The organism is Nocardia speluncae NBRC 108251, assembly GCF_001613245.1.
GTDB classification, from domain to species: domain Bacteria; phylum Actinomycetota; class Actinomycetes; order Mycobacteriales; family Mycobacteriaceae; genus Nocardia; species Nocardia speluncae.
Window position 1 is genome coordinate 1 of sequence record NZ_BDBZ01000016.1, and the last position, 24,975, is coordinate 24,975.

The 24,975-nt window shown below is 67.3% G+C and carries 27 protein-coding genes and 1 pseudogene; 15 read left to right on the forward strand and 13 right to left on the reverse strand.

Annotated features, from left to right (window positions below; translation table 11 throughout):
• A pseudogene (locus NS6_RS16475) lies at positions 1-742 on the reverse strand (hypothetical protein); the annotation flags it as partial.
• 618 nt (positions 743-1,360) lie between these two features.
• Between NS6_RS16475 and sucC the strand changes: the two are divergent.
• The 6 genes from sucC (at position 1,361) to purH (ending at position 8,587) form a co-directional block, all read left to right on the forward strand.
• On the forward strand, positions 1,361-2,524 hold the full coding sequence (gene sucC / locus NS6_RS16480) for an ADP-forming succinate--CoA ligase subunit beta (protein ID WP_068042786.1): 1,164 nt from the start codon (positions 1,361-1,363) through the stop codon (positions 2,522-2,524).
• Positions 2,525-2,566: 42 nt separating this feature from the next.
• Positions 2,567-3,481, forward strand: a complete 915-nt coding sequence (gene sucD, locus NS6_RS16485; protein ID WP_068042789.1) for a succinate--CoA ligase subunit alpha — start codon at positions 2,567-2,569, stop codon at positions 3,479-3,481.
• Between the two features lie 181 nt (positions 3,482-3,662).
• Entirely contained in the window at positions 3,663-4,613 is a 951-nt protein-coding gene (locus NS6_RS16490; protein WP_068042791.1) for a DUF5336 domain-containing protein, read from the forward strand.
• Between the two features lie 67 nt (positions 4,614-4,680).
• Entirely contained in the window at positions 4,681-6,240 is a 1,560-nt protein-coding gene (locus tag NS6_RS16495) for a cell division protein PerM (RefSeq protein WP_068042793.1), read from the forward strand.
• Positions 6,241-6,380: 140 nt separating this feature from the next.
• Positions 6,381-7,028, forward strand: coding sequence for a phosphoribosylglycinamide formyltransferase (purN, locus tag NS6_RS16500; RefSeq protein WP_210747017.1), 648 nt, complete (start codon positions 6,381-6,383; stop codon positions 7,026-7,028).
• Positions 7,025-8,587, forward strand: coding sequence for a bifunctional phosphoribosylaminoimidazolecarboxamide formyltransferase/IMP cyclohydrolase (gene purH / locus NS6_RS16505; protein ID WP_068042795.1), 1,563 nt, complete (start codon positions 7,025-7,027; stop codon positions 8,585-8,587). Before purN ends, purH begins: the two co-directional genes overlap by 4 nt.
• A gap of 376 nt (positions 8,588-8,963) precedes the next feature.
• On the opposite strand, the gene NS6_RS16510 is transcribed toward purH, so the two are convergent.
• The 6 genes from NS6_RS16510 to rpmB all read right to left on the reverse strand — a co-directional run bounded on the left by NS6_RS16510 (position 8,964) and on the right by rpmB (position 11,021).
• A complete protein-coding gene (locus tag NS6_RS16510; RefSeq protein WP_068042796.1) occupies positions 8,964-9,257 on the reverse strand; it encodes a hypothetical protein in 294 nt (97 codons plus the stop codon).
• 162 nt (positions 9,258-9,419) lie between these two features.
• Positions 9,420-9,890 (reverse strand): hypothetical protein, encoded by a 471-nt coding sequence (locus NS6_RS16515; RefSeq protein WP_068042798.1) that lies wholly within the window; start codon positions 9,888-9,890, stop codon positions 9,420-9,422.
• Between the two features lie 120 nt (positions 9,891-10,010).
• Entirely contained in the window at positions 10,011-10,265 is a 255-nt protein-coding gene (rpsR, locus tag NS6_RS16520; protein ID WP_033243519.1) for a 30S ribosomal protein S18, read from the reverse strand.
• Between the two features lie 33 nt (positions 10,266-10,298).
• Positions 10,299-10,604: a 30S ribosomal protein S14 gene (gene rpsN, locus NS6_RS16525; RefSeq protein WP_062973670.1), complete on the reverse strand. Its 306-nt coding sequence runs from the start codon at positions 10,602-10,604 to the stop codon at positions 10,299-10,301.
• Positions 10,604-10,774, reverse strand: coding sequence for a 50S ribosomal protein L33 (rpmG, locus tag NS6_RS16530; RefSeq protein ID WP_068042800.1), 171 nt, complete (start codon positions 10,772-10,774; stop codon positions 10,604-10,606). The genes rpsN and rpmG overlap by 1 nt, the downstream gene beginning before the upstream one ends.
• A gap of 10 nt (positions 10,775-10,784) precedes the next feature.
• Positions 10,785-11,021 (reverse strand): 50S ribosomal protein L28, encoded by a 237-nt coding sequence (gene rpmB, locus NS6_RS16535; protein ID WP_033243516.1) that lies wholly within the window; start codon positions 11,019-11,021, stop codon positions 10,785-10,787.
• A 104-nt stretch (positions 11,022-11,125) separates the two neighbouring features.
• On the opposite strand from rpmB, the gene mrf reads away from it, so the two are divergent.
• From mrf to rpmF, 3 genes are read left to right on the forward strand one after another with little or no spacing between them, the layout of a single operon-like run.
• Positions 11,126-12,496, forward strand: coding sequence for a ribosome hibernation factor-recruiting GTPase MRF (gene mrf / locus NS6_RS16540; protein WP_084471115.1), 1,371 nt, complete (start codon positions 11,126-11,128; stop codon positions 12,494-12,496).
• Positions 12,496-12,765 carry a type B 50S ribosomal protein L31 gene (locus NS6_RS16545; RefSeq protein WP_068042802.1) on the forward strand — a complete coding sequence of 90 codons (270 nt, stop codon included), beginning with the start codon at positions 12,496-12,498 and terminating at the stop codon, positions 12,763-12,765. The genes mrf and NS6_RS16545 overlap by 1 nt, the downstream gene beginning before the upstream one ends.
• Before the next feature lies 1 nt (position 12,766).
• A complete protein-coding gene (gene rpmF / locus NS6_RS16550) occupies positions 12,767-12,949 on the forward strand; it encodes a 50S ribosomal protein L32 (RefSeq protein ID WP_068042804.1) in 183 nt (60 codons plus the stop codon).
• Positions 12,950-13,243: 294 nt separating this feature from the next.
• On the opposite strand, the gene NS6_RS16555 is transcribed toward rpmF, so the two are convergent.
• The 6 genes from NS6_RS16555 to NS6_RS16580 all read right to left on the reverse strand — a co-directional run bounded on the left by NS6_RS16555 (position 13,244) and on the right by NS6_RS16580 (position 18,820).
• Positions 13,244-13,558 carry a hypothetical protein gene (locus NS6_RS16555; RefSeq protein WP_068042806.1) on the reverse strand — a complete coding sequence of 105 codons (315 nt, stop codon included), beginning with the start codon at positions 13,556-13,558 and terminating at the stop codon, positions 13,244-13,246.
• A 6-nt stretch (positions 13,559-13,564) separates the two neighbouring features.
• A complete protein-coding gene (locus NS6_RS16560) occupies positions 13,565-14,491 on the reverse strand; it encodes an MHYT domain-containing protein (protein WP_068042808.1) in 927 nt (308 codons plus the stop codon).
• A complete protein-coding gene (locus NS6_RS16565) occupies positions 14,484-15,116 on the reverse strand; it encodes a GTP-binding protein (RefSeq protein WP_068042810.1) in 633 nt (210 codons plus the stop codon). Before NS6_RS16565 ends, NS6_RS16560 begins: the two co-directional genes overlap by 8 nt.
• Complete coding sequence (locus tag NS6_RS16570) at positions 15,097-15,411, reverse strand: DUF742 domain-containing protein (RefSeq protein WP_068042993.1); 315 nt, start codon at positions 15,409-15,411, stop codon at positions 15,097-15,099. The genes NS6_RS16565 and NS6_RS16570 overlap by 20 nt, the downstream gene beginning before the upstream one ends.
• 200 nt (positions 15,412-15,611) lie before the next feature.
• Positions 15,612-16,025, reverse strand: coding sequence for a roadblock/LC7 domain-containing protein (locus NS6_RS16575; protein WP_068042812.1), 414 nt, complete (start codon positions 16,023-16,025; stop codon positions 15,612-15,614).
• On the reverse strand, positions 16,022-18,820 hold the full coding sequence (locus NS6_RS16580) for a sensor histidine kinase (RefSeq protein WP_068042814.1): 2,799 nt from the start codon (positions 18,818-18,820) through the stop codon (positions 16,022-16,024). The genes NS6_RS16575 and NS6_RS16580 overlap by 4 nt, the downstream gene beginning before the upstream one ends.
• 316 nt (positions 18,821-19,136) lie before the next feature.
• On the opposite strand from NS6_RS16580, the gene NS6_RS16585 reads away from it, so the two are divergent.
• The 6 genes from NS6_RS16585 to NS6_RS16610 all read left to right on the forward strand — a co-directional run bounded on the left by NS6_RS16585 (position 19,137) and on the right by NS6_RS16610 (position 24,906).
• Positions 19,137-19,823, forward strand: coding sequence for a response regulator transcription factor (locus NS6_RS16585; protein WP_068042816.1), 687 nt, complete (start codon positions 19,137-19,139; stop codon positions 19,821-19,823).
• Between the two features lie 9 nt (positions 19,824-19,832).
• A complete protein-coding gene (locus NS6_RS16590) occupies positions 19,833-21,311 on the forward strand; it encodes a HAMP domain-containing sensor histidine kinase (protein ID WP_068042817.1) in 1,479 nt (492 codons plus the stop codon).
• A 187-nt stretch (positions 21,312-21,498) separates the two neighbouring features.
• On the forward strand, positions 21,499-22,899 hold the full coding sequence (locus tag NS6_RS16595; protein ID WP_084471116.1) for a S1C family serine protease: 1,401 nt from the start codon (positions 21,499-21,501) through the stop codon (positions 22,897-22,899).
• Positions 22,899-23,453 carry a MogA/MoaB family molybdenum cofactor biosynthesis protein gene (locus NS6_RS16600; protein WP_068042819.1) on the forward strand — a complete coding sequence of 185 codons (555 nt, stop codon included), beginning with the start codon at positions 22,899-22,901 and terminating at the stop codon, positions 23,451-23,453. The genes NS6_RS16595 and NS6_RS16600 overlap by 1 nt, the downstream gene beginning before the upstream one ends.
• Positions 23,454-23,468: 15 nt before the next feature.
• A complete protein-coding gene (locus tag NS6_RS16605; protein ID WP_068042821.1) occupies positions 23,469-23,666 on the forward strand; it encodes a hypothetical protein in 198 nt (65 codons plus the stop codon).
• A 565-nt stretch (positions 23,667-24,231) separates the two neighbouring features.
• Positions 24,232-24,906: an MspA family porin gene (locus NS6_RS16610; RefSeq protein WP_068042823.1), complete on the forward strand. Its 675-nt coding sequence runs from the start codon at positions 24,232-24,234 to the stop codon at positions 24,904-24,906.
• The last annotated feature ends 69 nt before the right edge of the window (positions 24,907-24,975 follow it).

Below are 24,975 nucleotides of genomic sequence, written 5' to 3' on the forward strand. Positions count from 1 at the left end.
CCGCGACCACCGCGGCCCGGCCCTTGAGCGCGGACGGTGGGGCAGCGACCCGGTGGGCGCCGCGGGAGCGGGACGGTCGCGATTCCTCGTCGGTATCGGACTTGGCAGGCTTGTTCGCCAGGGCCTCGGCGACCGTGCCGGGCCGGTTGTACGGCGCGGGCTCGGCGCTGCTGCCGGGGGCGGGATCGTCGGCCCAGGTCTGCGCCTCGGCCCAACTCTGGTGGCTGTTCCAGTTCGGATCGCTGTGCCAGGCGGGCTTATCGCTGCGGTTCCAGCCGTCCTCACCGTGCCAGTCGCGACCCGACCAGGCGGTGGTCTGCGGCTCCGGCCACGTCCCGGCCTGTGGCTCCGACCAGGCGGCCCGGTGTTCCCGGCCGGCGGGCGTGGGCTCGGGCCAGGTGCTGTTCTGCGGTTCGGACCATGCAGCGCCCTGCGGTTCGGACCACATAGTGGTCTGCGGCTCGGACGACTCCCGGTCGGTGCGGGCGTCGCCGGATTCGGCCCAGCCCTGGTTGGTCGACCAGAAATCGTCGGCGGCGCTGCGCTGGGAATCACTGCGCTGAGAGTCGGCGGCAGCGGATGCCGCGGCGGTATTCAGCGGATGCCTACGCGACCGGCTGTCACCGGGGGCGCCGAAGGCATTGAACGGCTGGGGAGCTTCGGCGGCCGGTGCGCCGTTGTTGCCGCGCGGCCGGTGCCGGTGGCCGTTGTATTGGGCATCCAGGGTGCCGTGGTGGTTCATCAGCGGATCCGCATCCGATCGGCCATCCGAAGGGGTGTACAGGGAATACGTCCGGCCGGGGCGGGACGCGGTGGGAAGGCTGTCACCGAACGGTTCTGCGACTGCGGAGCGGTGTGCTGCGTCAAGCTGCCGTCCTCTCTCAACCTGCTCACGGGAGCAACATCACGGAGATCTCTACTCGCGCGACAACCGGATGCGCAAGCAACACGCCTGGCGACGCTCGTGATCGAGCTGTGACATCGATCGGTTCGACGGTAACGAAACGATTGCGACGCGGCAAGCGGTAGGACGATTCCAAACGTTACTGTGATGTTCCTCACGTTTCGATGTCGTGATAGCTCGCTGCCGGAAACGTTGCGCGGTGATCCGGGAATCCGTCCGTTCGAACGCCGGCCGCCGGGCCCCCGTGTCGCCTGGGGATCCGCAGATAAGCTACTCGCCGGTAGGCATGGCCTGCGGGTTTGACCTCCCCGCAGACGCGCCCGTGACCTGTGCCACTTAGGATGAACGTGCGCGATCGGCCGTCCCTATGAGTGGTTAGAGTCCGAACGACCCGCTACCGACGTCGGGCCGCCAACAAAGACGTTGTCATAGCAACGCAGACGAGACGGTGAATACATGGATCTCTTCGAATATCAGGCGAAGGAGCTCTTCGTAAAGCACGGGGTGCCTTCGTCGGAAGGTCGCGTGACCGACACTGCCGAGGATGCCCGCGCGATCGCCGCGGAAATCGGCAAGCCGGTGATGATCAAATCTCAGGTGAAGGCCGGCGGCCGCGGTAAAGCCGGTGGCGTCAAGTATGCGGCCACCCCGGACGACGCGCTGACCCACGCGAACAACATCCTCGGCCTGGACATCAAGGGGCACATCACCAAGAAGGTCCTGGTGGCCGAGGCGAAGGATATCGCCGAGGAGTACTACATCTCCTTCCTGCTCGATCGCACCAACCGCACCTACCTGGCCATGTGCTCGGTCGAGGGCGGTATGGAGATCGAAGAGGTCGCCGCCACCAAGCCCGACCGGCTGGCCAAGGTGCCGGTCGACGCGGTCAAGGGCGTCGATCTCGCGTTCGCCCGCTCCATCGCCGAGCAGGGCCACCTGCCCGCCGAGGTGCTGGACGCCGCCGCGGTGACCATCCAGAAGCTGTGGGAGGTCTTCGTCGCCGAAGATGCGACCCTGGTGGAAGTGAACCCGCTGGTGCGCACCCCGCAGGACGAGATCCTGGCGCTCGACGGCAAGGTGACCCTGGACGAGAACGCGGAATTCCGGCACGCCGATCACGCGGAGTTCGCGGACAAGGACGCGACCGATCCGCTGGAGCTCAAGGCCAAGGAGAACGACCTCAACTACGTCAAGCTCGACGGTGCGGTCGGCATCATCGGCAACGGCGCCGGTCTGGTCATGTCCACCCTGGACGTCGTCGCCTACGCCGGCGAGAAGCACAGTGGTGTGAAACCGGCCAACTTCCTCGATATCGGTGGCGGCGCCTCCGCTGAGGTGATGGCCAACGGCCTGGACGTCATCCTGAACGATTCCCAGGTGAAGAGCGTTTTCGTGAACGTCTTCGGTGGTATCACGGCGTGTGACGCGGTCGCCAACGGCATCGTGAAGGCGCTGGAGATCCTGGGCGACGAGGCGAACAAACCGCTGGTGGTCCGCCTGGACGGTAACCGGGTGGAAGAGGGTCGCAAGATCCTCGCCGAAGCCGCGCACCCGCTGGTGACGCTGGCGCAGACCATGGACGAAGGCGCCGACAAGGCCGCCGAACTCGCTGCCCGCTGAGTCGACCTACCCGGGCACGCCCAGTAAAGGACAAACAGAACTATGTCAATCTTCCTCAACAAGGACTCGAAGGTCATCGTCCAGGGCATCACCGGCGGCGAGGGCACCAAGCACACCGCCCTGATGCTGAAGGCGGGCACCCAGGTCGTCGGCGGTGTGAACGCGCGTAAAGCGGGCACCACCGTCTCGCACACGGACAAGGACGGCAACGCGGTCGAGTTGCCCGTGTTCGCCACCGTGGCCGAGGCCATGGAGAAGACCGGCGCCGATGTGTCGATCGCCTTCGTGCCGCCGAAGTTCTCCAAGGACGCCATCATCGAGGCCATCGACGCAGAGATCCCGCTGCTCGTGGTGATCACCGAGGGCATCCCGGTGCAGGACACCGCCTACGCCTGGGCATACAACGTCGAGAAGGGCACCAAGACCCGGATCATCGGCCCGAACTGCCCCGGCATCATCACCCCCGGCGAAGCGCTGGTCGGCATCACTCCGGCCAACATCACCGGCAAGGGCCCGATCGGACTGGTTTCCAAGTCCGGCACCCTGACCTACCAGATGATGTACGAGCTGCGCGATTTCGGCTTCTCCACCTCCATCGGTATCGGTGGCGACCCGGTGATCGGCACCACCCATATCGACGCCATCGAGGCGTTCGAGAAGGATCCGGAGACCAAGCTGATCGTGATGATCGGCGAGATCGGTGGTGACGCCGAAGAGCGCGCCGCGGCCTACATCCAGGCCAACGTCACCAAGCCGGTCGTGGGCTACGTCGCCGGGTTCACCGCGCCCGAGGGCAAGACCATGGGGCACGCGGGCGCCATCGTGTCCGGTTCGTCGGGTACCGCCCAGGCGAAGAAGGACGCGCTGGAAGCCGCGGGTGTGAAGGTCGGCAAGACGCCGTCCGAAACCGCCGCCCTGGCGCGCGAGATCCTGGAGAAGGCTGCCGTCAGCGCCTGAAACCGCTCATCCGGTGAGACATCCGAGGCCACCCGCACCCTGGTGTGCGGGTGGCCTCGGTCGTTGACCCCGGACCTCGCGCTGCCGGAGATAGCGCCGATGACACGGCCCGCGTGTGTGCAGTAGCGTCAAAGGGAATTCAGCTGTCAAGTACGTATGACTCGACCGAGGAGACGACGACATGTCATACCCGACCGGGGGCTCCGGGTACAACGCACCCGTTCCGCCCTCCGTACCACCCAATCCCGGCCAGCCACAGGCTGCCGGTGGTGCGAATGCCGCTGAGGCCGGCGGGAAAGGCCTGCCGTTCTTCCTGACCATCGGTGCGGCCGCCGTGGGCGTGCTCGCGTTCCTGCTGGGCTTCCTCGCCTATGTGGGTGCGGATACCGATATGGACCTGCCTTCGTCGGCCGACACCAGCCTGAATCTCTGGGAGTACCAGGAAGCCTCGATCGGTGGCCTGCTGCTGATCGCGGGTCTGCTCGCGGGGCTGTCGCTGCTGCCGAAGCAGAACTGGGTCGGGGTTTCCGCGGCAGTCGCGACCGGTACCTTCCTCACCATTCTGTTCCAGCTGTTCACGCTGCCCGAGGGCGCCAAGGCCGAGATCGGGCTGTACCTGATCCTGGTTCTTGCGCTGGTGCAGGCCGGTTTGGCGATTGCCGTTGTGCTGTTCGACGCGGGCATCCTGTCCCCGCCGGCCGCCCGCCCGTCCGCTCCGTCCGGTTTCCCGGCCGGGCAACAGCAGCAGGGCTACGGCCAGCAGCAGTACCAGGGCCAGCAGGGCTACGGTCAGCAGCCGGGCTACGGCCAGCAGCAGCAGTACAGCAGCGGCCAGCAGCAGCAGCCGGGCTACGCCCAGCCGGGTCAGCAGCAGGCGTACGGTCAGCAGCAGGCCTTCGGCCAGCAGCCGCCACAGCAGGCCCAACAGCAGTACGGTCAGCAGCAGTCGCCATACGCCGGTGGCCAGCAGCAGCAATCGCCGTACGGGCAGCAGCAGCCGCAGGCGGGTTACGGGCAGCCGCAGCAGCCGGGCCAGCCGGGACAGGCGGGGCAGCCGTTCGGCGGTGAACAGGGCTCCGACCCGGCAGGCGACGCCACCCGCGCGTTCCGCCAGTCCGACGACCAGAAGTGATCCTCGGCGGTCCCCGGCGCGGCGCGCCTGAAGCGCCCGCGCCGGGGCAACTGCCACTCTGAAATCCATGAGTGCCCCGCGTACCTCGTCGAACCGACCGTTCCGGGGCGGGCGCCGGGTCTCGGCGCATCCAGCCGGTGAATCGGGTTCGCTCGCCTTACCACCGGACCGCGCCCGGGTGTTGCTCTACGCCGCGTTCCGGCCGGCGGCGTTCGCTCTCGCTGTCATCGTGGTGGCGATGCTCGCAACACTGCTCACTGCGGGTAGTGATCTCACCGGCCTCAGCGGCGCCGTGGCCGCAGGCTGGCTCGCGGTACATCAGGTTCCGCTGACCATCGGTACCACCACCGTGGGCCTGCTGCCCGTGCTGGTCACCGCGCTGGTGATGTGGGCGGCCGCCCGGGAAGCCGTTGCGGCCACCGACACCGATCCCACGCGTGCCGAAATCGGCTGGCTGCTCGGGGCCGCGGCCGGTGGGCCATTGCTCATCACCGCCGTCTGCCTGGCCGTCACCGAAGACGCATCGGGTTCCATCGCCTTGCAACGCCCCAACCCACTGGCCGCATTCGCCTGGGTACTGGTTCTGCATCTGCTTGCCGCGGGCACCGGGATCGTGTTCCGGTGCCGGGAGCGGATCTTCGACCTTCTGCCCTACGATGCGATCGCCGCCGCATATGTGGCCGGGCGGGCTGCCCTGCGACTATCGGCCGCCTCGGCTGCGATGATCGTGGCCGGGCTCGTGGTGCATTGGTCGCAGGTCGGCGATACCTACGGTGGCGCCGAGAATTTCGTGGATGTGCTGGGCTTCACGTTGCTCTCGCTGGTGTACTTCCCCAACGCGGTGATCGCCGGAGTGGGTGTGCTCGTCGGCCCGGGTGTGCAGTTCGGTGATGCCTCCGTCGGGGTGTTCACGGTGGTCGGCGGCCCGGTACCGGCAGTTCCTGTGCTCGCGGCCGTACCGACCGGCGCGGCCGCACTGTGGTGGGCCGTTCTGCTGATCGTGCCGGCGGCGATCGGGGTGTACGCCGGAGTGGAATCCGCCCGGGTGAGCTACGACCGGCCGGCCGCGCCGTGGGCGCTGCTCGCCGCCGCCGGAATGGGAAGCGCCGCGCTCACCGCCCTGGCCGCCCTGGCCGGAGGCGAATTGGGGAATTTCGGCCGGCTGGGTGTCGAGTTGCCGATTTTCGCGCTCGCAGTATTCGCCTGGCTGGCCATCCCCGGGTACGCCGGTTTGCTCTACGCGCGGACCTTCCTGGTCTCGTTCCCGACCCCTCTGCTGCGCCATCCGGATGCGCTGTTCGATCCGGCGGACGACGATTACGACGACGACCGCGACGACTACTTCCCCGGTTATCCGGAGCACGTCGCCGCTCTACCGGCCGGGAAGCTGCCCGAACTGCCCGCGGATACCGCGACCTCCGCCGACCGCTATGCGGGCCTGCTGGAACAACCCCGCAACGAGCCGGTCGGCCCGCAACCACCGCTGGACGTCGAGGTCGTGGACGGTGAACCGGCCGAACCCGGATCGCGGCCGCTGTCGGATTCCGTGGAGTCCGAAACCGAAATCGTGGACGCCGAGGTGGTCGAACCCGACCCGGTCGACGACGAGAACAGCGACCGGCGCTAGCAGGGTTGCCGGCGCGGGTATCGGGCCACCCGACTGCCGCCGGATCGGCCGCGAACCGCGTCTACTAGGCTCTCTCCGTGCCTGCGGGTCCGGTCCCGCCATCACCGGCCACCGCCCCTTCGAACTCCAGGAGTAGAGCCCTGACCGCCCCGGAACCCACCGATTCCATCCCGGCCGGCCTGGTCGTACTCGCCTCGGGAACCGGGTCGCTACTGCGCGCGCTCATCGAGGCCGCCGCAGATACCGCGTATCCGGCGCGGATCCGGGCTGTGGGCGTGGACCGGGATTGCGCCGCCGCCGACCATGCCGCGGCCGCAGGTATCCCCGTGGTGCGCATCCCGGTCGGCGATTACCCCGACCGCGCCGCCTGGGACCGTTCGCTCGCCGAGTCGGTCGCCGGATACGGGCCCGATCTGGTGGTCTGCGCCGGTTTCATGAAGTTGCTCGGCCCGACCTTCCTGGACCGGTTCGGTGGCCGGATCATCAACACCCACCCGGCGCTGCTGCCCGCGTTCCCGGGCGCGCACGGGGTGCGCGACGCGCTCGCCTACGGGGTCCGGGTGACCGGTAGCACGGTGCATCTGGTGGACGCCGGGGTGGATACCGGGCCGATCCTGGCGCAGGAAGCGGTGCCGGTGCGTGCCGATGACGACGAGCCCACTCTGCACGAGCGAATCAAAATTGTGGAGCGACGGTTACTGGTGGACGTTGTCGCCGCCGTCGCCACCCGCGGAATTGTCTCCGATGGACGAAAGGCAGTGATCCCAGATGAGCGAGTTCTCCGGTGAGTGAACGCAAGACCATCCGCCGGGCGCTGGTGAGCGTCTACGACAAGACGGGGCTCGCGGAGCTGGCGACAGCGCTGCATGCGGCGGGTGTCGAACTGGTGTCCACCGGTTCGACAGCTGCCCGGATCGCCGACGCCGGTGTGCCGGTGACCAGGGTCGAGGAGTTGACCGGTTTTCCGGAGACTCTGGACGGCCGGGTCAAGACGCTGCACCCCCGGGTGCATGCGGGCATCCTTGCCGATACCCGTAAACCCGAGCATCTCGCGCAGCTCACCGAACTCGGTGTCGAGGCGTTTCAGCTGGTGGTCGTGAACCTTTACCCGTTCAGCGAGACGGTGGCAAGCGGTGCGACCTCGGACGAATGCGTTGAGCAGATCGATATCGGTGGCCCGTCGATGGTGCGTGCAGCGGCGAAGAATCATCCGTCGGTGGCTGTGGTCGTCGCCAGCGGTGATTACGACCAGGTGCGCAAGGCAGTGGCCGAGGGCGGATTCACACTCGCCGAACGCACCGCGCTGGCAGCCAAGGCATTCCAGCACACGGCGAGCTACGACGTGGCCGTGGCGACCTGGATGGCGGAAACACTGACCGAAAGCCCCGCCGGGGAGACGGAGTTCCCGGCATGGATCGGCGGGAACTGGCACCGTTCGGCGGTGCTGCGTTACGGCGAGAATCCGCATCAGGCGGCCGCGCTGTACACCGGTGGTTCCGGCGAGCCCGGTCTGGCGCAGGCGCAGCAGTTGCACGGCAAGGACATGTCGTACAACAACTACGTCGACGCCGACGCCGCCTGGCGCGCCGCACACGACCACGCCGAGCCCGCGGTCGCGATCATCAAACACGCCAATCCCTGCGGTATCGCCGTGGGTGCCGATATCGCCGAGGCGCATCGCAAGGCCCACGACTGCGATCCGGTGAGTGCCTACGGTGGTGTGATCGCGGCGAACCGCGAAGTCACCGTGGAGATGGCGCAGCAGGTCGCGGAGATCTTCACCGAGGTGATCGTGGCGCCGTCCTACGCCGACGGTGCGGTGGAAGTGTTGCAGCGCAAGAAGAACGTACGCATCCTGATCTCCGAACCGCCGCGGCGTGCAGGTGCGGAACTGCGCCCCATCAGCGGTGGCGCCCTGCTTCAGCAGCGCGACGTACTCGACGCAGCCGGTGACGACCCCGCCGGCTGGACGTTGGCGGCCGGCGATCCGGCGGATGCGGAAACACTCGCCGATCTGGCATTCGCGTGGCGCGCCTGCCGGGCGGTGAAATCGAACGCGATTCTGCTTGCCCACGACGGCGCCTCGGTCGGTGTGGGAATGGGACAGGTCAACCGGGTCGACGCGGTCGGTCTCGCGGTCCAGCGGGCCGGTGACCGGGCCACGGGCTCGGTTGCCGCCTCGGACGCGTACTTCCCGTTCCCGGACGGCCCGGAGACGCTGATCCAGGCGGGCGTGCGGGCGATCGTGCAGCCCGGCGGTTCGGTCCGGGATCAGGAGACCGTGGATGTGGCCCGGGCGGCCGGGATCACGATGTACTTCACCGGCGCCCGCCACTTCGCCCACTGAGCTCCGCCGTTTGCGCCGCCTCCGGCGGCGCGGGTTTTGGCCCCTTGGTCCCTCTGCTTTCCGCGCTCGACACTCGCGGCTGCGCCGCATCGCATCGAGCGCGGAAAGCAGGGACGGGCCAAAACCTCTCAGGGCCTCCTAAGACTCGGCTGCGCCGTCGGTTGCGTTCGGGACGCGCCGAAGTTCTTTCAGGCGCCGTCGCTGGTTGCGGTGGAGGTCGGTGGGTCCTGTTCGTACTCCGCCGAGGGATTCCGTTCTGGGAGTGGCACCGTTCGTCGTTGTGTCCGGGCAGGGTGCTGGTCAGGCCGAGCACTGTGCCGCGTCGGTTTCACAGCTCACCAGGCCGGTTCGGGGCCGGCGCGCGGCTTCCTCGGCGCTACAGCGGCAGGCAGCCTGCGGTGCAAGGGTCGGCGGAGAAGGTGACGACCAGGGGGACCACGATGTTGCGGAAAACTTCGGCAGATCCGGAGGATACCGGGCCGGAGAAGGCGGAGCCGCTGGGCTCGTGCATGAAGCCCGAGCCACTGGAGGGGGCGTTCACCGGCTGGGGATCGGTTACCGCCGGAGCGGCCGATTCGAGGGGGAGACCGGGAGCCGCTGCTGCTACGCCGGTGACCGAGCCGAGCGTCAGCGCGGCCGCGAATACGCCGGAGACCAGTACACGCTTCATTCTGTTGTTTCCTTGTCGTCGACCGCCCGGGCGGTTCGGATTCCTACGTGCAGTAGGTTAGGAAAGCCGCCCCGGCGCGGAAAGCCGAGAATTGCTGTGCCCCTGGAATTCTGGGCATCGACATTCGGTGGGCCCGCGAGGGCCGGACAGCAGGTCGCGGGATCAGACCGCGCTGAGTACCCGGCGTTCCCCGAGCGGTTCGTCCAACTGGATCTCCAGCGTGCCGAAGACCGCCATCATCACGCACATCTTGTCGGTGGCGTCGGCGCGGGTGCCGCTGCGGAGTTCTACGATGACCGTGTTTTCGGCTTCGGTGACCGAGGCGTCCACGCCGTAGCATGCGGGCACTCCGGACTCGAAATGCACGGCGATCCGGTCCTCGGCGACGCGAGTCCAAGAAGTGAAGGGGATGGGGTGGCTGCCGACGATGGACGGGTCGGCGGTGAACATCTGCCCCGGGTCGGCGGTCGGGTCCTCGGTCGGCGTGCTGGGTGATTTTTCCGAGGTGGGGCTCGCCGACGGCCCGGAGGGCGGGCCCGGCTCCGCGCCGGGATCACTGTTGCCGCCGCAGGCCGTGACCGACAGCGCGGCGCAGATTGTGAGAATCGCCAGGAACCCGCGCGCTGAGATCATGTGGACGACTCTAGTGGCCGGGGCCCGGCGTCGCGGGCCGGTGGCCGAGGGGGCGGTGCCCCGGGAAGTCGGATGCCCGGTACCGCTGTGCGGTACCGGGCATCCGACTTCGATATGCGGTCAGCGGTTGGTGAAGGGCAGCAGGGCCATTTCGCGGGCGTTCTTCACCGCGACCGCGACCTGCCGCTGCTGCTGCGGGGTCAGGCCGGTGACCCGGCGGCTGCGGATTTTGCCGCGATCGGAGATGAACGTGCGCAGCAGGTTCACATCCTTGTAGTCGACGGTTTCGATCCCTGCGGCGATGAGTGGATTCTTCTTCGGCCGGCGGGCCTGCTCGGCGCGGGCCTTCTTCGACGGGCCTCGTCTGATTGCCATATGACCGGCTCCTAACTCACGAGATCAGTGGGTTTACCAGCTCGATTTGTGCACACCGGGTAGTTCGCCCCGATGGGCCATCTCGCGTACGCGCACCCGCGAGAGACCGAATTTCCGAAGGTAACCGCGTGGTCGCCCGTCGGCGGTGTCCCGGTTGCGCAATCGTACCGGACTGGCGTTGCGCGGCAGGCGACGCAGGGCGGCCTGGGCGGCCAGGCGTTCGTCGTCCGGGGTGGTGGGTTTGCGGATGAGTTCTTTGAGTTCGGCCCGGCGTTCGGCGTACCGCGCTACGACCTCCCGGCGCTGGGCATTGCGGGCGATCTTCGATTTCTTGGCCATTACCGTTCCTCCCGGAAGTCGACGTGTTTGCGGATCACCGGGTCGTATTTCTTCAGGATCATCCGGTCGGGGTCGTTGCGGCGGTTCTTGCGGGTGACATAGGTGTATCCGGTACCGGCGGTGGAACGCAGCTTGACCAGCGGGCGGAGCTCGGTCGATTTCGATGCCATCGTGGTCTCCTCAGATTCGTTCGCCGCGGGCGCGTAGCCGCGCCACCACGGCCTCGATACCGTCGCGGTCGATCGTCTTGATCCCCTTCGCCGAGACGTTCAGGGTTATCCGGCGGCCCGCACTGGGCAAGTAGTAGGTCTTGCGCTGGATATTCGGGTCCCAGCGACGGTTGGTGCGCTTGTGGGAATGCGAGACGGATTTGCCGAACCCGGGTTTGCGGCCGGTGACCTGGCAGTGGGCCGACATAACGGCTCCCTTCGACGGAGAACGGTGACGACCGCTGTCGAGGTGATGATGACAATCGTTTTCGACAACGGCGAATCGACACTGTAGCGTGTGCCCGGTCCTAAATGAAAATCATTGCCGAAAGGGTCGTGGTGTCCATCTCCGCACAAGCATCCGCAGGCCACCACTCCCGCCGCACTCCGGTCGTGGTGGTCGCCGGTCTGTACGGCGATCCGGCCGGAACCGCCGGTCTCGTCGCCGGTGCCCTCGGCGCGGCCGCCGGCACCGTGATCGTTCGGCACGATCTCACCGAACTTCGTCAGGGAATAGTCCGCCGCACCGTGCACTCCGCCGGGAAAACGTCCGAATCGGTGCACGAACTCGCCCACGGCTGTGTGTCGTGCACGTTGAAGGCGGATCTGCTGCCGCTGCTGTGCACCTTGGCCGCACGCGCCTCGGTGCATCGCATCGTGCTCGCCCTGGATCCCGCCTTCGAGGCCGAGGCGGTCTGTGCCGGGATCGCCGAGATACCGGTCACGGGAATCGTGGGCCGGGTGGACGGTCCGGCGGCACGCGATGTGCACGTGGCCGCGGTGGTGACCGCGATCGACGTCCGTACCTGGCCGGCCGCGGCGACGGGTGACGCGACGCTCGAGGAACTCGGCTGGGCCTGGGCCGACGACGACCGGACAGTCGCTCAGCTCGCCGTGGGCCAGGTCGATTTCGCCGATGCGCTCGTGGTGGCGGGCGGTGCGGACGTGGACCCGGTGGAACACGCCCGGTTGAGCGCCGTACTTTCCCGGCTCGTCCCCTCGGCGCCGGTGCTCTGGCCCGAATCGGCTGCCGCGATCACACCCGCTGCGATGGACGCGCTGCTGAGCCTTGTCCCCCCGGAAGCGCGCCGAGGCCGCACCTTCGATGCACACGCGCCACTACTGCGCGGCGGGCCACCGCTCGGGCCGGAACACGGAGTGGAGCTGGTCGAGTTCGCCGCGCGGCGGCCCTTCCATCCGGAACGGTTGCACGGTGCCCTGGACATGCTCTTCGACGGCGTGGTGACCGCCCGCGGCCGGATCTGGCTGGCCACCCAACCGGATGAGGTGGTGTGGCTGGAATCGGCCGGTGGCGGTCTCCGGATCGGTGGGGCGGGGCGGTGGCTGGCGGCTGTGCCGGCGGACGAACGTGCCGGCGCCGATCCGGAGCGACTGGCCATGGCAGGACTGCGCTGGGACGAGCGATTCGGCGACCGCGATATTTCGCTGGTGATCCTGGTGTACGACGCCGATCCGCACGAGATCCGGGAGGCGCTGCACTGGGCGCTGGTGGACGATGCCGAGCTGTTGCAGGTGGCACGGTCCCCGCAGTCGGTGGCGCGGTGGCCGGATCCGTTCGGTGAATGGCATGCCGACCCCTGCGAGCCGGATGAACCCAGCTCCACCGCCGCCGGTGAGGGGCGGGCAACCGATACGGGCGAGCATGCCCGGAAGGAGAAATGATGAAACCGGGAATCCACCCCGACTACCGGCCGGTCGTGTTCGAGGACGCGAGTACCGGCAAACAGTTCCTCACCGGGTCCACCGCCGGCGCGGACCGGACGGTCGTCTGGTCGGACGGCAATACCTATCCGTTGCTCATCGTCGATGTCACCGCGGATTCGCATCCCTTCTGGACCGGGGCGAACCGTCTGCTGGATACCCAGGGCCGGGTGGAGAAATTCGAGCGCAAGTACGGCAAGCGCGGCGCGCGGGCCCGGAAGGAGAGTTGAGATGGCGGTCCCCAAGCGGCGGATGTCCCGGTCGAATACCCGCAGCCGGCGAGCGAATTGGAAGGCGACCGCGCCGGATCTGGTTCCGGTGACAGTGGGTGGTGTCGTCCATCGGGTACCGCGCCGGTTGGTTGCGGCGGTGCGGCGGGGTGTGATCGATCCGGACGAGTTGAAACGCCGCTGATCTGTCATGCCCCCTAGATATGAATCCGTCTCCGCGGCAGGTCTATCTGGCTCCTGCCGGCGGCGAAAAGTGCTGTCCGGGCAATCGTCCGGCTAGCGTCGAAATATGCTCGACCTGGAATATTCGCTTGCTGGTCGATAGCCGACCGATGGACTGCTGAGTACCGCGATTACGGGCCCGGACACCGCGAAAAGCGGAAAAACTTGCCGGAGGTGCTGATTTCGGGACCTGTTCCCGTTATCCTCGTGCGTGAGGGCGGGTCTCCCAGAAATGGGAGACCCGCTCATCGCCACTTCAGGGGGTCTTGCGCACAGTTTCCGGCAGTTCTTTTTGTGCCGGATCACATTCCGTCGTCAGGGCACGTGCGAGCTCGTCGACCTGCCGGATCAATGCCAGCGTCAGCGCAGCCGGCAGTAGGAGCAGCGAAACCGGCCACGGCAGCTGTATCCGATCGGTCTCGTCCGCCCCGTCCACTAGATCCGCTACGGTGGCTTCCATTTCGCTGATCTCGACCCGCAGGTCGGATACTTCCGTGCGGAGCGCGCGCACCTGCGCCCACAACTCCCGCAGCAGTGTGTCCTGCTCCCCGGCCACGAGTTCCTTCTCCATGGGCGATCAGTGAACGGGCTCGGGCAACGGCCGTGCCCGCTGCGCGAGCGCCGCTGCCGCGGACGGCCGGAGTTCGCGTCCGGGTAGGCCGGATCCGGCGCCATCGTTCGAGTTACCGCCGCCCGGCCCCTCATCCGGTGTAGTCGCCGATTTCCCGGGGCTCTTCCGGGCCGGGGCGGGTTGCTCGTCGCGGCGTTCGGGCGCCACCAGAACCGCGGTGATCGGCACGGCCAGTGACAGCAGCCCGATGACCAGCATCGGGAAGGCGTAACCGAACAACTCCATGCCCTGGGCCGGCTGCGCCTCGGGGTCCGGCCGGAATTCCAATCCGGCGATACCGGTGAAGTAGAACACCGCCACACCCGCCGCGAACATCACGATCGACCCCACCCGTGCGGCCGGGAAACGGAAACGCTGGAAAAGCCATACACACAGCGACGAGGCGAGCACCGCGATCACCACAGCGATCAGGTACATCCAGACGGTCACCGATACCGACCCCTGAATGGCGGCCGAGGACAACTGCAACCACAGCATGACCCCGAAGCCGACGCCGATGGCCGCGGCTGCGCTCCCCATCCGCTTCACATCGAATTCGCGACCCGCCAGCAGCAATCCGGCGAAGACCGCGGCGACGGCGAAGACCAGTGAAAGCGTGAGGTCGGAGATGTCGTAACGCACGACCGTCCCCGGAATGGAAACACCCAGCAGGGAAACCGTACTGGCCAGCCATACGCCGACCCCGCCGATCGAGACGGCGGCGGCGGCGATCCAGACCGGCCGGAACCGGACCGAACGGCGACCGTTGATCGCGCACGCCAATCCGACGAACATGCCGACGGCGGAGACCAGTGCGGTCAGCAGAGTGAGCCAGTAGCCCATGGTGAACAGCTCGACGGTCGCGACCGTCTCCGCGGCCAGCAGGTCAACCATGCCGGGCGACTCCCTCGTACTCCTGTGCCTTCAGCCGGTTGATCGCGTACTCGGTGACGGCTGCCAGGGCCTGGCGGACCTCTTTGGCGTCACGGGCATCGATATCGACGATCGGTACCCCCTCGCGGACCGACAGCGCCTCCCGCAGTTCGGCCATCGCGAACCGCGGCGCGTTCGGGAAACGGTTCACCGCGATGAGGAACGGCAGGTTGCGCGCCTCGAAGAAATCGACCGCGGCGAAACTGTCTTCCAGTCGGCGGGTATCGATCATGACCACCGCGCCGATCGCGCCGCGGATCAGGTCGTCCCACATGAACCAGAACCGTCGCTGGCCCGGCGTACCGAACAGGTACAACGTCAGATTGCCGGGCAGGATGATCCGCCCGAAGTCCATGGCGACGGTGGTGGTCTGTTTATCCGGGGTATCGTCCAGATTGTCGACGCCGTCGGAAAAGCTGGTGACCATCGCCTCGGTGCGTAGCGGCACGATCTCCGATACCGCGCCGACGAATGTGGTCTTCCCCACACCGAAGCCGCCCGCGACCACGATCTTGGTCGACGCGACGCGGGTATCCGATCCCGCCGCGGAACCACCCTCGGTCTTGCTATAGGGCTCGGAGTCCACTCAATGTCCTCTCCATCAGCGACCGGCGCTCGTCGTAGCTCGCCTGCTCGGTCAAAGTCGAATGCACTCGCAGGTTGCCGTCCACGACGAGATCACCGATGACGACGCGGACCATACCGAGCGGACGATCGAGATGGGCGGCGATTTCGGCGACCGACAGCTGGTGGGCACCGAGCCGAAGGATTTCGGCCCGGATATCACCGGACGGCCAATCGAATTGTGCATGATACGAGATGGTTTCGATAACCGCCTCCATCGGCAGATCGACAGCCGGTTGGGTGCGGCCCGAGGTCAGGGCATACGGCCGGACCCGCCCGGCCCGGCGCGGAGCCTTCGGCGCCGGCTCGGTGCGGAACCGGTACGCACCGGTGTTGAACTGCGCGGATGCGGGATCGCTCTGCTGGGCTCCCGGGCCGAAATTATGTGCACCGGGCCCGTAGTCGGGCCCGCCGGCATTGAAGTTGGGCGTCGCTTGGCCGAATTGGGACATGGTGCTCAGACGGTTGATCGGGCGGTCGCGCTGACCACCGAGCCGACGCGGTCCACAAGTAGTGCCATTTCGTAGCCGATCCGGCCGATATCGTGCTGCTTGTTGGCCAGCACGGCGATATGGGACCCGTTGCCGACACTCATGACCAGTAGGTAGCCGCGCTGCATCTCGACGATCGACTGCATCACCTTGCCGCCGTCGAACAATTGGGCGGCGCCGGTGGACAGGCTGGCCAGACCGGCGGTGACCGCGGCCAGCTGTTCGGCCCGGTCGGCGGGCAGATGCGGGCTGACCGCCTGCAGCAGCCCATCCGCGGAGACCAGGACGGCGTGGGAGACACCCGGAACATCCCGGGTAAATCTGGCGACCAGCCAGTTCAGGTTCTCGTCTGTGTCCGTGCTGCCATTCGGGGTGGTCATGCAAGCCCTCCGTCATTGTGCTGTGCGTCGGTCCGCCCACTGCGGACGCCGCTCAGATGTCTGGTCAGATTGCTCCGGATCTCCTCCGGATTCCGTGGGGCCTCGTCTTCGACGGGGGCGAGCCCGCCGGGCACGAGCTGTGCGCCCGGCCGGCGGATCGGGAGCCCGTTGGCGGTTGTGGAATCCGAGCTGGGGCGCGCCGCATCCTCGGCGGCCAGCCAGCCGGCATCGGCCGGCGACGTCCAGTCCTGTCGTGGTTCGTCTTGTGTGGACGCCGGCTCCACCAGCCACTCCGACACCATGCGCTGGTAGATCGGGGTGGGTGTGGCGGCGCCGACGGGCTGTAGCCGGGTGGACGTGGCCGGGCCTGCGGATGCTTCGTCGAGGCGTTGTTCGGCGCGGCCGAACGAATCCTCGCGTTCCATACCCGGGCGGCGGATCGGCAACCCCGAGCGGGAGGTGATCGATGCCGGAGCGTCGTGTGCCGGTTCCGGCCCGGTGTGCGCGGATTCGACCGGGGCCGGGAACGACCGGGGCTTATGGGTCTCCGACCACAATCCGGTCGGAGTTTCGTCGGGTTCGGGCTCTTCGACGGGGTCGAACGCCGAGAACGTATCCCGTGTGCCGTTCGCGCCGGGCCGGCCGTTGCCCGCACCTGTCATCGGCGGGAAACTCGCGGACGGCCGCCGCTGGGGCAGTCCGGCGGCCGTGGTGCCGAGACCCGAGGCAGTGGTACCGGCCCCCGATCCGGTGGGTACCGGAGCCGGTGGCGGCACCGGGTCCCGCCGCACCGGCCAGGACTCGGTCTGCGGCAGGCTGGGTACCGGCATCAACTGTCGTGGCTGTGGCTGCGCCGGCAGCGCGGGGGAGGAGTGCAGCGCCGGTGGCAGCTGGGATGGGGACCCGAGCGAGAAGTCTGTAGTGAGGGTGGTGGAGTTGTCCGGGCCGGTGTCGGGCGAGACCAGCAGCCCCGGTAGATGCAGGCTGGCGGTGATCCCCGGCTGCTGGGCCATCGTCGAGGTACGGCGCAGACCGACCGTGATCTGATGGCGTTTGGCCAACCGGCCCACGACGAACAGGCCCATCCGGCGCGCGGTTTCGACATTGATCTCACCGCCGGAGGCCAGCCGGGCGTTGGCCGCGTGCAGGTCCTCGGTGGCCATTCCCAGGCCGCGGTCGGTGATCTCGACCAGGTATCCGCCGTCCACCGCGCGCGAAACTGTCACGGCCACCGGAGTATTGGGCGGCGAGTAGCGCAGCGCGTTATCGATGACCTCCGCAAGCAGATGTTCGATATCGACAGCCGGCTCACCGGCCACGACCCCATCGGGGACATGACCGATCTCGACCCGCTGATAGTCTTCGACCTGAGATACCGCACTCCACAGCATATCCGAGAGCGGGACGGGTTCGAGCTGACCGCGGCGCAACGCGGTGCCGGCCAGCACCAGCAGGTTGTCGCCGTTACGCCGCATCCGGGTGGCGAGGTGGTCGAGCCGGAACAGGCTCTGCAGCCGCCCGGGATTTTCCTCGTCGTGTTCCAGTTCCTCGATGATCCCGAGCTGCTGTTCGACCAGCGATTGACTGCGCCGGGACAGGGTTTCGAACATATTGCCGATCTGGACCCGCAGACGGGCCTGGTCGGCGGCGAGGTTGAGTGCCTGCTGATGCATTTCGTCGACCGCGCGGGCCAGCTGGCCGATCTCCTCGGTGCCCTGGACGCCGACCGGTTCGATCTCCGGGGTTTCGGCGCCGCCGCGAACCTGCTCGAGTTCCTCGGGCAGCCGGACATGGGCCACTTCCAGTGCGTCGCGGCGCAACCGGCGTACCGGTATGACCAGGGTCCGGGCCACGGCCAGTGCCAGGGTCAGGCCGCCCAGCAGAGCTCCGATCAGCAACGCGGTTTCGCGCAGAGCGATGTTCTGGGCGGAGATGGTGGCGTGGTGGAGCGCGCCGGTGATGGTCGCGGACAGCTGTTCTGTCGTGGTGTCGTAGCCCTGCAGGCTGGCATCCAGTGAATCGCGCGCGGCCGGATCGTTCAGCGCGCCCTGGGTGCCCTGGCTGAAGATGGCCAGCCGGGTCTGGACCGCGTCCAGTAGTGGCCGGATACCGGCGGCCGCGTCCGGCAGGAACTGACCGTACTGCTGGATCATGGTCAGCTCCGCACCGCCGGAGGTGAGGACGCGGGCGCGCAGGGCCGGATTGTCCACGGCACTGGGTGAACTGATCACCAGGCGCTGGGCGGTGAGCGAGCGCCGTGCCGCCTGGACAGCGCTCAGCTGCAGGAAATAGCGCTGGACGGAGAGGTTATCGACGGTCGGCGACTGTGCGAGCGCGTTACCGACCCGTACCGAGATCTCGTCGGCCTGGTCGCCGAGCATGGCGGGCGAGCCGTTGCCGACACCGCTGCGCATGGTGGAGCCGAGGGTGAGCGCGGAGGAGAGTTCGCGTGAGACCGCCGGCGAGATGCGGTTGCTGTCCATCGCGCGTTCGAGGATCTGGTGGGCCGAATCGAACCGGGCGAGCGCCGCCGTGGTCCGGGACTCGGTATCGGAACCCCGCGCGGTGGCTGTCACCGCCAGGTTTTCGGCCGCGGCGTTGTAACCGACGATCGGCTGGATGACACGGGACTGTTCGGTCGCAGCTTCGAGCTGTTCCAGGGTGCGCAGCTCATTGTTGATCCGCAGGACCGCGAACAGGGTTGCCAGGACGACCGGCAACACCAGGACGATACCGACCTTGCGGGTGACCGACCAGTTGGACAGGCTGAATTGCCACGGTCGCGGGGTTTCCATCCGCCTCTGTCGCCTCCGCATCACGATCGACCTCATTTGGTGCGTGGCCGTTTCAGTTATGGTTGAATGTCATACCGAACCGACCGGAGGTCTAGTTTTTCCCGCTCGGAACATACCGTGCATGGTAGCGGTGGGCAATCGGGACGTTCAGCCGGTTATACCGCGAATAAAGCGGATGATGAACAGGTTTCACGACATATCACAGATCGGTAATGGCCGGTCCGGCAATCGGATGAATCCCCTGGTCGGCACCGCGGCGCGCGGGCCGGCCGGGGCCTCTCAGTAGCCTCTCAGTCACTGCGGTCAAACTGGTGCAATGCGCATTCTGGTGGTCGACGACGATCGTGCGGTGCGGGAATCGCTGCGCCGATCACTGACCTTCAACGGCTACACCGTCGATCTGGCGGTGGACGGTATCGACGCTCTGGAAAAGGCGACCGCCGATCGGCCCGACGCCCTGGTACTCGACGTCATGATGCCCAGACTGGACGGCCTGGAAGTATGCCGCCGGCTACGCAGCACCGGCGACGACCTCCCGATACTGGTACTCACCGCCCGCGATTCGGTATCGGAGCGGGTCGCCGGACTGGACGCCGGCGCCGACGACTACCTCCCCAAACCATTCGCGCTCGAAGAACTGCTCGCCCGGCTGCGGGCGCTGCTGCGCCGCCGCGCGCCCGATCCCGGAGAGATCTCGGAAACGATGCGGTTCGCCGATCTCTCCCTGGACCCGGTCACCCGGGAGGTCGCGCGCGCAGACCGGTCCATTTCGCTGACCCGCACCGAATTCTCACTGCTGGAAATGCTGATGGCCAATCCGCGCCGGGTATTGACCCGGGGCCGGATCCTCGAGGAGGTATGGGGTTACGACTTCCCGACCTCCGGTAACGCACTGGAGGTCTATATCGGCTATCTGCGCCGGAAAACCGAGGCCGACGGCGAACCTCGGCTCATCCACACAGTGCGCGGCGTCGGCTACGTGCTACGCGAAACGCCTCCGTAAGCCCGGGATATGGCACGTACCCCCCGCTCGGCGGCCAAAAAACATGCGGTGGCAACACTCGGCGGGCCGTGGCCGGACGAACCCCCGACCATGCGCCCGCCTACCCCGTTGACACGTACCGTTTCACTGCGGTGGCGCGTCACGTTGCTGGCGGCATCGCTGGTGGCGATATTCGTGGCGATCACCTCGATCGCGGCCTACGCCATGGTGGCGCGGGCGCTCTACGGTCAGGTCGACGCCCAGCTGCACGCCCGCGCGGCCACCATGATCAGCGGCGATATCGACAATATGGCGTTCCAGTCGCTGGGCGTCGCCACACTGTTCTCGAACGATATCGGTGTCGCGCTCATCTACCCGGTGCCACCGTCGGGGGCGGAGAAACCGGCGAGCATTCCCGTCTACCTGCCGCCGCAGCCCACCACACCGCCCATCGGCACCGAAGAGGTCGCCGTGGCGCAGGGCAACCGCGATTCCTCCCTGCGCACCTACAACAGCCAGCGAGTGCTCGCCGAGCGGATGGACTCCGGAGTCACCCTGGTCATCTCGCAGCGGCTCGAACCCACTCGCGAGGTGCTGGACCGGCTGGCGTGGTTGCTGTTCGCCGTCGGCGCCTCCGGGGTCGTGCTCGCGGCCGGTGCCGGTACCACCGTCGGCCGCACCGGGTTGCGCCCCATCGCGCGCCTCACCGCCGCGACCGAGCGAATCGCGCGCACCGATGACCTGACCCCCATCCCGGTCACCGGTGACGACGAACTCGCGCGGCTGACCGAGAGTTTCAACACCATGCTGCGGGCACTCGCCGAATCCCGCGACCGGCAGCGCCGGCTGGTCGCCGACGCCGGTCACGAATTGCGAACCCCGCTGACCTCGTTGCGCACCAATACCGAATTGCTGATCGCCTCGAGTCGCCCCGACGCCCCGGCGATACCCGAGGAAGATATGGCCGAACTGCGCTCGGATGTGGTGGCGCAGATCGAGGAGCTGTCGAACCTGGTGGGCGATCTGGTGGACCTGGCCCGTGAGGACGCACCGGAAACGGTGTACGAGCGGGTCGATCTCGGTGAGGTGACCGAACGCGCCCTGGAACGGGTCCGCCGCCGCAGTGCCGTGGCCTTCGCCGCCGAACTGCGGCCCTGGTTCGTCTACGGCCACGAAGCCGCCCTGGAACGCGCGATACTCAATGTGCTCGACAATGCGGCGAAATGGAGCCCGCCGGGTGAACCGGTCCGGGTGCGGATGGCCGAAACGGGACGCGGACTGCTGGAACTATCGGTCGCCGACGGCGGTCCGGGGATACCCCCCGCCGAACGCGAACTGGTCTTCGAGCGCTTCTACCGGACAACGGCGTCTCGTTCCATGCCCGGTTCAGGACTGGGCCTGGCCATTGTGAAACAGGTCGTCACCAAACACGGCGGCACGATCGCGATCGACACCTCCGAGGGCGGCGGCGCGATGATCCGGATCGTATTGCCCGGTCAGAGCCAGTGATCTGCGTCCCCTTCGACCCAACCGGATCCCTGGCCCACCAGGGGCACTCCCCGAACCCCAACGCAACCAACGGCGGGGCCGAGTTCAGCGAGGCCCCGAAGGCGCCGCAAATACACACAGCAATCTCAGATCGTTCTCAGTCGTGTTCGGCACTCTGGACAGGGAGTATGGGCAGAATAGAGAGACTATGACCGAGGATTCCACCAACCGGCCGGACCGGCCGCACGAAGGACCGGTGCCGCCCTCGAATTCGCATCCCCAGCCGAGTGCGGCTCATGACCCCGGCGCCCCAGCGCCGCCGGGGCAGACCTATCCGGGCGGGCAGCCGTTTCCGGGGCCGAGACCCGGCGATACGGCCGTGTACCCGACGATGGGCCACCCCTACGGCGGGCCGCCGCCCCCTGGCGGGCCGCCGCCCGGCGATACCGGGCAGTTCTACGCCGCCGGCCCACCACCCGCGCCGCGCAAGAGTTCGCTGCGTACCCGTCTGGTGGCCGGTGGGATTGCGCTCGCACTGGTCAGCGGTGGTGTCGGTGGTGCGGTCGGTGCCCTGGTCGCCGATTCCGGTAGCGGGCCGGTGGCGACCAACGCGCTCGATGCGCCGGTGCCCGACATCAAGGATGCCGCGCACGCGCCGGCCGGTTCGGTGCAGGCGGTCGCGCAGGAGGTCACTCCGTCCGTCGTGATGATCGAGGTGGCGAGTAACCGCGGGCAGGGCGAAGGCTCCGGCGTGGTGCTTTCCTCCGACGGCCTGATCTTGACCAACAACCATGTCGCGGCCGGTGGCGGCACCGGGGGCGATATGCGGGTGACGTTCGCCGACGGCAGTACCGCCCCGGCCACCCTGGTCGGTGCTGATCCGGTATCGGATCTGGCGGTGATCCAGGCGCGCGGGAAAACGGATCTGAAACCGGTAGAGCTGGGCAGTTCGGCCGGTCTACAGGTCGGGCAGCCGGTGGTGGCCATCGGTTCGCCGCTCGGCCTGGCGGGCACCGTCACCACCGGGATCGTTTCGGCGCTCAACCGCCCGGTCTCCACCACCGGTGAGGGTGGAGGCGACCCGACCGTGCCGAATCCGGTGATCGACGCTGTCCAGACCGATGCCGCGATCAACCCCGGTAACTCGGGTGGCGCGCTGGTCGACGACCAGGGCCGGCTGATCGGTATCAACACCGCGATCGCCAGCTTGGGGTCGTCTGGCGCGGCCGGTCAGCAGAGCGGTTCGATCGGGCTCGGGTTCGCGATTCCGGTGGACCAGGCGCGGCGGGTTGCCGATGAGCTGATCAAGTCCGGCCATGCCACGTACGCTCAGATAGGGATGACCGTGCAACGCGACGAATCCGTGCACGGAGCGCGGGTTCTCGAGGTCACCCCGAACGGCCCGGCGGCGCAGGCCCGGATTCCGGCGGGCTCGATCGTGACCAAGCTCGACGATCGCACGATCGATTCCGGGGATGCCCTGGTGGCCGCGGTGCGATCGAAACAACCCGGGGACAAAGTGCAAGTGACGTACACGGATCGGCAGGGCGGTGGTTCGGAGACGGTCGAGGTGACCCTCGCCGCCGCCGCGGTGGAAGGAGCACGGTGATGCAGTTGCTGACCGGGGGCGGCCACGCCGCGACCGATATCGACGCTACGGTGAGCGGTATGGAAATCGATGCTCCTGTGGCGGGGCGCGCACTGGTGGTGGTCGTCGACGATCGAACGGCACACGGCGGCGAGGATTCGCTGGGGCCGTTGGTCACCGAACTGCTCACCGAGGCGGGGTTCCTGGTCGATGCGTCCGTTTCGGTGGAGGCGGACGAGGTGGCGATCCGGAACGCCTTGAACACCGCGGTGATCGGCGGTGTGGATATCGTGATCTCGGTCGGTGGTACCGGGATGTCGCCGCGTGATGTCACGCCGGAGGCGACAGCCGAGGTTCTCGATCGGGACCTGCCCGGGATCAGTGAGGCGCTGCGGGCATCGGGCCGGGTGGCCGGGTCGCTGGACGCCGGTCTTTCGCGCGGGCTGGCCGGGATCTCCGGTAGCACCCTGGTGGTGAACCTGCCGGGTACGCGGGCCGCTGTCCGCGACGGAATGGCGACCTTGGGTCCGTTGGCGAGTCGCGTCATCGGCGAGCTGTCCGGTCTGCTGGAGTGAGCCGGGGCATGCGGTATGAGTGAGGGTGAGACCCCGGAGGTCCCCCGCCGGGCACGACGCCGGGCGGGGGACCTCGCACGTGTGGACCGGGTTTTCGGTGAGGTGCTGCCGAGTACGACGCGCGATGAATGGGACGACGGCTCGTCAGCGGACCGCGACGGCGACGACTGGCTGCGCTCGCAGGTTCCGCCGCATCACGGGGACGCGGGCTGAGACGCACGGGGGCGGGTGCCGCAAAAGGCTTGGCGCTTAACGTATTCCATTCGAATGCGGTATGAATGTCCTATCTCGAGGGGGTAACGGCGTGGGGTTTTCGGCCTAATTTTCCAGAACTCGGGTCAGCGGGATTCTGACGGTGGGCGTTTGGGCGACGCGCATATTTTCTTTCTTCCATAGGCCTACCGGCCGATCTGTTTACGGATTCTTATCGTTTCGACGTGGCCGCGCGGCATTTCTGCTATGGCCGGTGACCTGCATGTGCACGCTTCGCTATACGTAGATGTGAAATGGATCACATCAACGTATAGCGAAAAGTGCCTTTGTCCAACCTGTTATCGACCGCCTAATCTCGGTGCGTCGACCGCCGCAAAGGCGGTCCGGCGGGCTTGCAAAACGGGGTCAGCCGGTCGCTTTCGTGTGCATTGTCTGTTTTCGGGCTTTGCACCGAAATAACAACGGGTCACCTGTAGGTAACAAACGAGCGAAACACTGGTCGGAGCCGGAGAGCGGTGTGTCCGAGCTCGAAGGCCTGCTGTTTGTCCGAATGATGAGGGGAAATATGAGCGAGAACCGCACCGACGGTGTACGCAGTGGCGCCAGGATCGCGGGTATCGGTGCCGCGGCCGCTGTCGCCGTGGGCCTTCTGTCGGTTGGCGCTGCCAACGCCGATACCTTCGTGCCGCTACCCGACGGCCAGAAAGCCGGTCCCGGGGTCACCATCTCCCGCACCGGTGAACATGCCGTTATATCGCCTTCCATGGCCGCGAACGGTGCGGGCCGGGTCGTGTGGGTTTCCGGCAACGCGATCGCCGATGTCACGGTCACCCCGGAGGGGGAACCGGGGCCGAACAACGGACCGACCGGTGCAGACGGCACCAACAATTCGTCCACCCATGGGTCTTCGCAGCTCAACACCGGTTATATCGTCGGCTGCCAGGTCGGCATCGGCGACGAGGCGATCGGGCTGGGCGGGTCCCTCGGTTTGAGCCTCGACGGCGGAAACGTCGGCGGTTCGGTCGGGTTGGAGGTGGGCCCGGGCGAGGTCAAGTTCGCCCAGATCGACTACAAGAACATCACCAAGCCCGGCCGGTACTCCGTCGAGTACCAGGACGCCGAAATCGAGATCCAAGGTTGCGCGGGTTACGCGCAGGCGCGGTCGTACACGGTGGTCGAGATCATCGGCGACCACTACTCGAAGACGACCCTGTACGGCCAGCCGTTCAGCATCGGCTGAACCGCCCGGCCCGTCCCGTCGTATCGAAACGAACCTCGTCTCGCGTCGATTCGCGAGCTTTCCTCTCGA

What these genes read in the sequence shown, in the direction of transcription:
- NS6_RS16610 (WP_068042823.1), top strand. Translation starts at nt 24,232, where the DNA reads ATGAGCGAGAACCGCACCGACGGTGTACGCAGTGGCGCCAGGATCGCG.
- NS6_RS16575 (WP_068042812.1), bottom strand. Translation starts at nt 16,025, where the DNA reads ATGACCACCCCGAATGGCAGCACGGACACAGACGAGAACCTGAACTGG.
- rpsR (WP_033243519.1), bottom strand. Translation starts at nt 10,265, where the DNA reads ATGGCAATCAGACGAGGCCCGTCGAAGAAGGCCCGCGCCGAGCAGGCC.
- mrf (WP_084471115.1), top strand. Translation starts at nt 11,126, where the DNA reads ATGAAAATCATTGCCGAAAGGGTCGTGGTGTCCATCTCCGCACAAGCA.
- NS6_RS16555 (WP_068042806.1), bottom strand. Translation starts at nt 13,558, where the DNA reads ATGGAGAAGGAACTCGTGGCCGGGGAGCAGGACACACTGCTGCGGGAG.
- rpmB (WP_033243516.1), bottom strand. Translation starts at nt 11,021, where the DNA reads ATGTCGGCCCACTGCCAGGTCACCGGCCGCAAACCCGGGTTCGGCAAA.
- NS6_RS16560 (WP_068042808.1), bottom strand. Translation starts at nt 14,491, where the DNA reads ATGGTTGACCTGCTGGCCGCGGAGACGGTCGCGACCGTCGAGCTGTTC.
- rpmG (WP_068042800.1), bottom strand. Translation starts at nt 10,774, where the DNA reads ATGGCATCGAAATCGACCGAGCTCCGCCCGCTGGTCAAGCTGCGTTCC.
- NS6_RS16605 (WP_068042821.1), top strand. Translation starts at nt 23,469, where the DNA reads ATGAGTGAGGGTGAGACCCCGGAGGTCCCCCGCCGGGCACGACGCCGG.
- sucD (WP_068042789.1), top strand. Translation starts at nt 2,567, where the DNA reads ATGTCAATCTTCCTCAACAAGGACTCGAAGGTCATCGTCCAGGGCATC.
- rpmF (WP_068042804.1), top strand. Translation starts at nt 12,767, where the DNA reads ATGGCGGTCCCCAAGCGGCGGATGTCCCGGTCGAATACCCGCAGCCGG.
- NS6_RS16490 (WP_068042791.1), top strand. Translation starts at nt 3,663, where the DNA reads ATGTCATACCCGACCGGGGGCTCCGGGTACAACGCACCCGTTCCGCCC.
- rpsN (WP_062973670.1), bottom strand. Translation starts at nt 10,604, where the DNA reads ATGGCCAAGAAATCGAAGATCGCCCGCAATGCCCAGCGCCGGGAGGTC.
- NS6_RS16515 (WP_068042798.1), bottom strand. Translation starts at nt 9,890, where the DNA reads ATGATCTCAGCGCGCGGGTTCCTGGCGATTCTCACAATCTGCGCCGCG.
- NS6_RS16545 (WP_068042802.1), top strand. Translation starts at nt 12,496, where the DNA reads ATGAAACCGGGAATCCACCCCGACTACCGGCCGGTCGTGTTCGAGGAC.
- NS6_RS16580 (WP_068042814.1), bottom strand. Translation starts at nt 18,820, where the DNA reads ATGGAAACCCCGCGACCGTGGCAATTCAGCCTGTCCAACTGGTCGGTC.
- NS6_RS16495 (WP_068042793.1), top strand. Translation starts at nt 4,681, where the DNA reads ATGAGTGCCCCGCGTACCTCGTCGAACCGACCGTTCCGGGGCGGGCGC.
- NS6_RS16510 (WP_068042796.1), bottom strand. Translation starts at nt 9,257, where the DNA reads ATGAAGCGTGTACTGGTCTCCGGCGTATTCGCGGCCGCGCTGACGCTC.
- NS6_RS16600 (WP_068042819.1), top strand. Translation starts at nt 22,899, where the DNA reads ATGCAGTTGCTGACCGGGGGCGGCCACGCCGCGACCGATATCGACGCT.
- NS6_RS16595 (WP_084471116.1), top strand. Translation starts at nt 21,499, where the DNA reads ATGACCGAGGATTCCACCAACCGGCCGGACCGGCCGCACGAAGGACCG.
- sucC (WP_068042786.1), top strand. Translation starts at nt 1,361, where the DNA reads ATGGATCTCTTCGAATATCAGGCGAAGGAGCTCTTCGTAAAGCACGGG.
- NS6_RS16585 (WP_068042816.1), top strand. Translation starts at nt 19,137, where the DNA reads ATGCGCATTCTGGTGGTCGACGACGATCGTGCGGTGCGGGAATCGCTG.
- NS6_RS16590 (WP_068042817.1), top strand. Translation starts at nt 19,833, where the DNA reads ATGGCACGTACCCCCCGCTCGGCGGCCAAAAAACATGCGGTGGCAACA.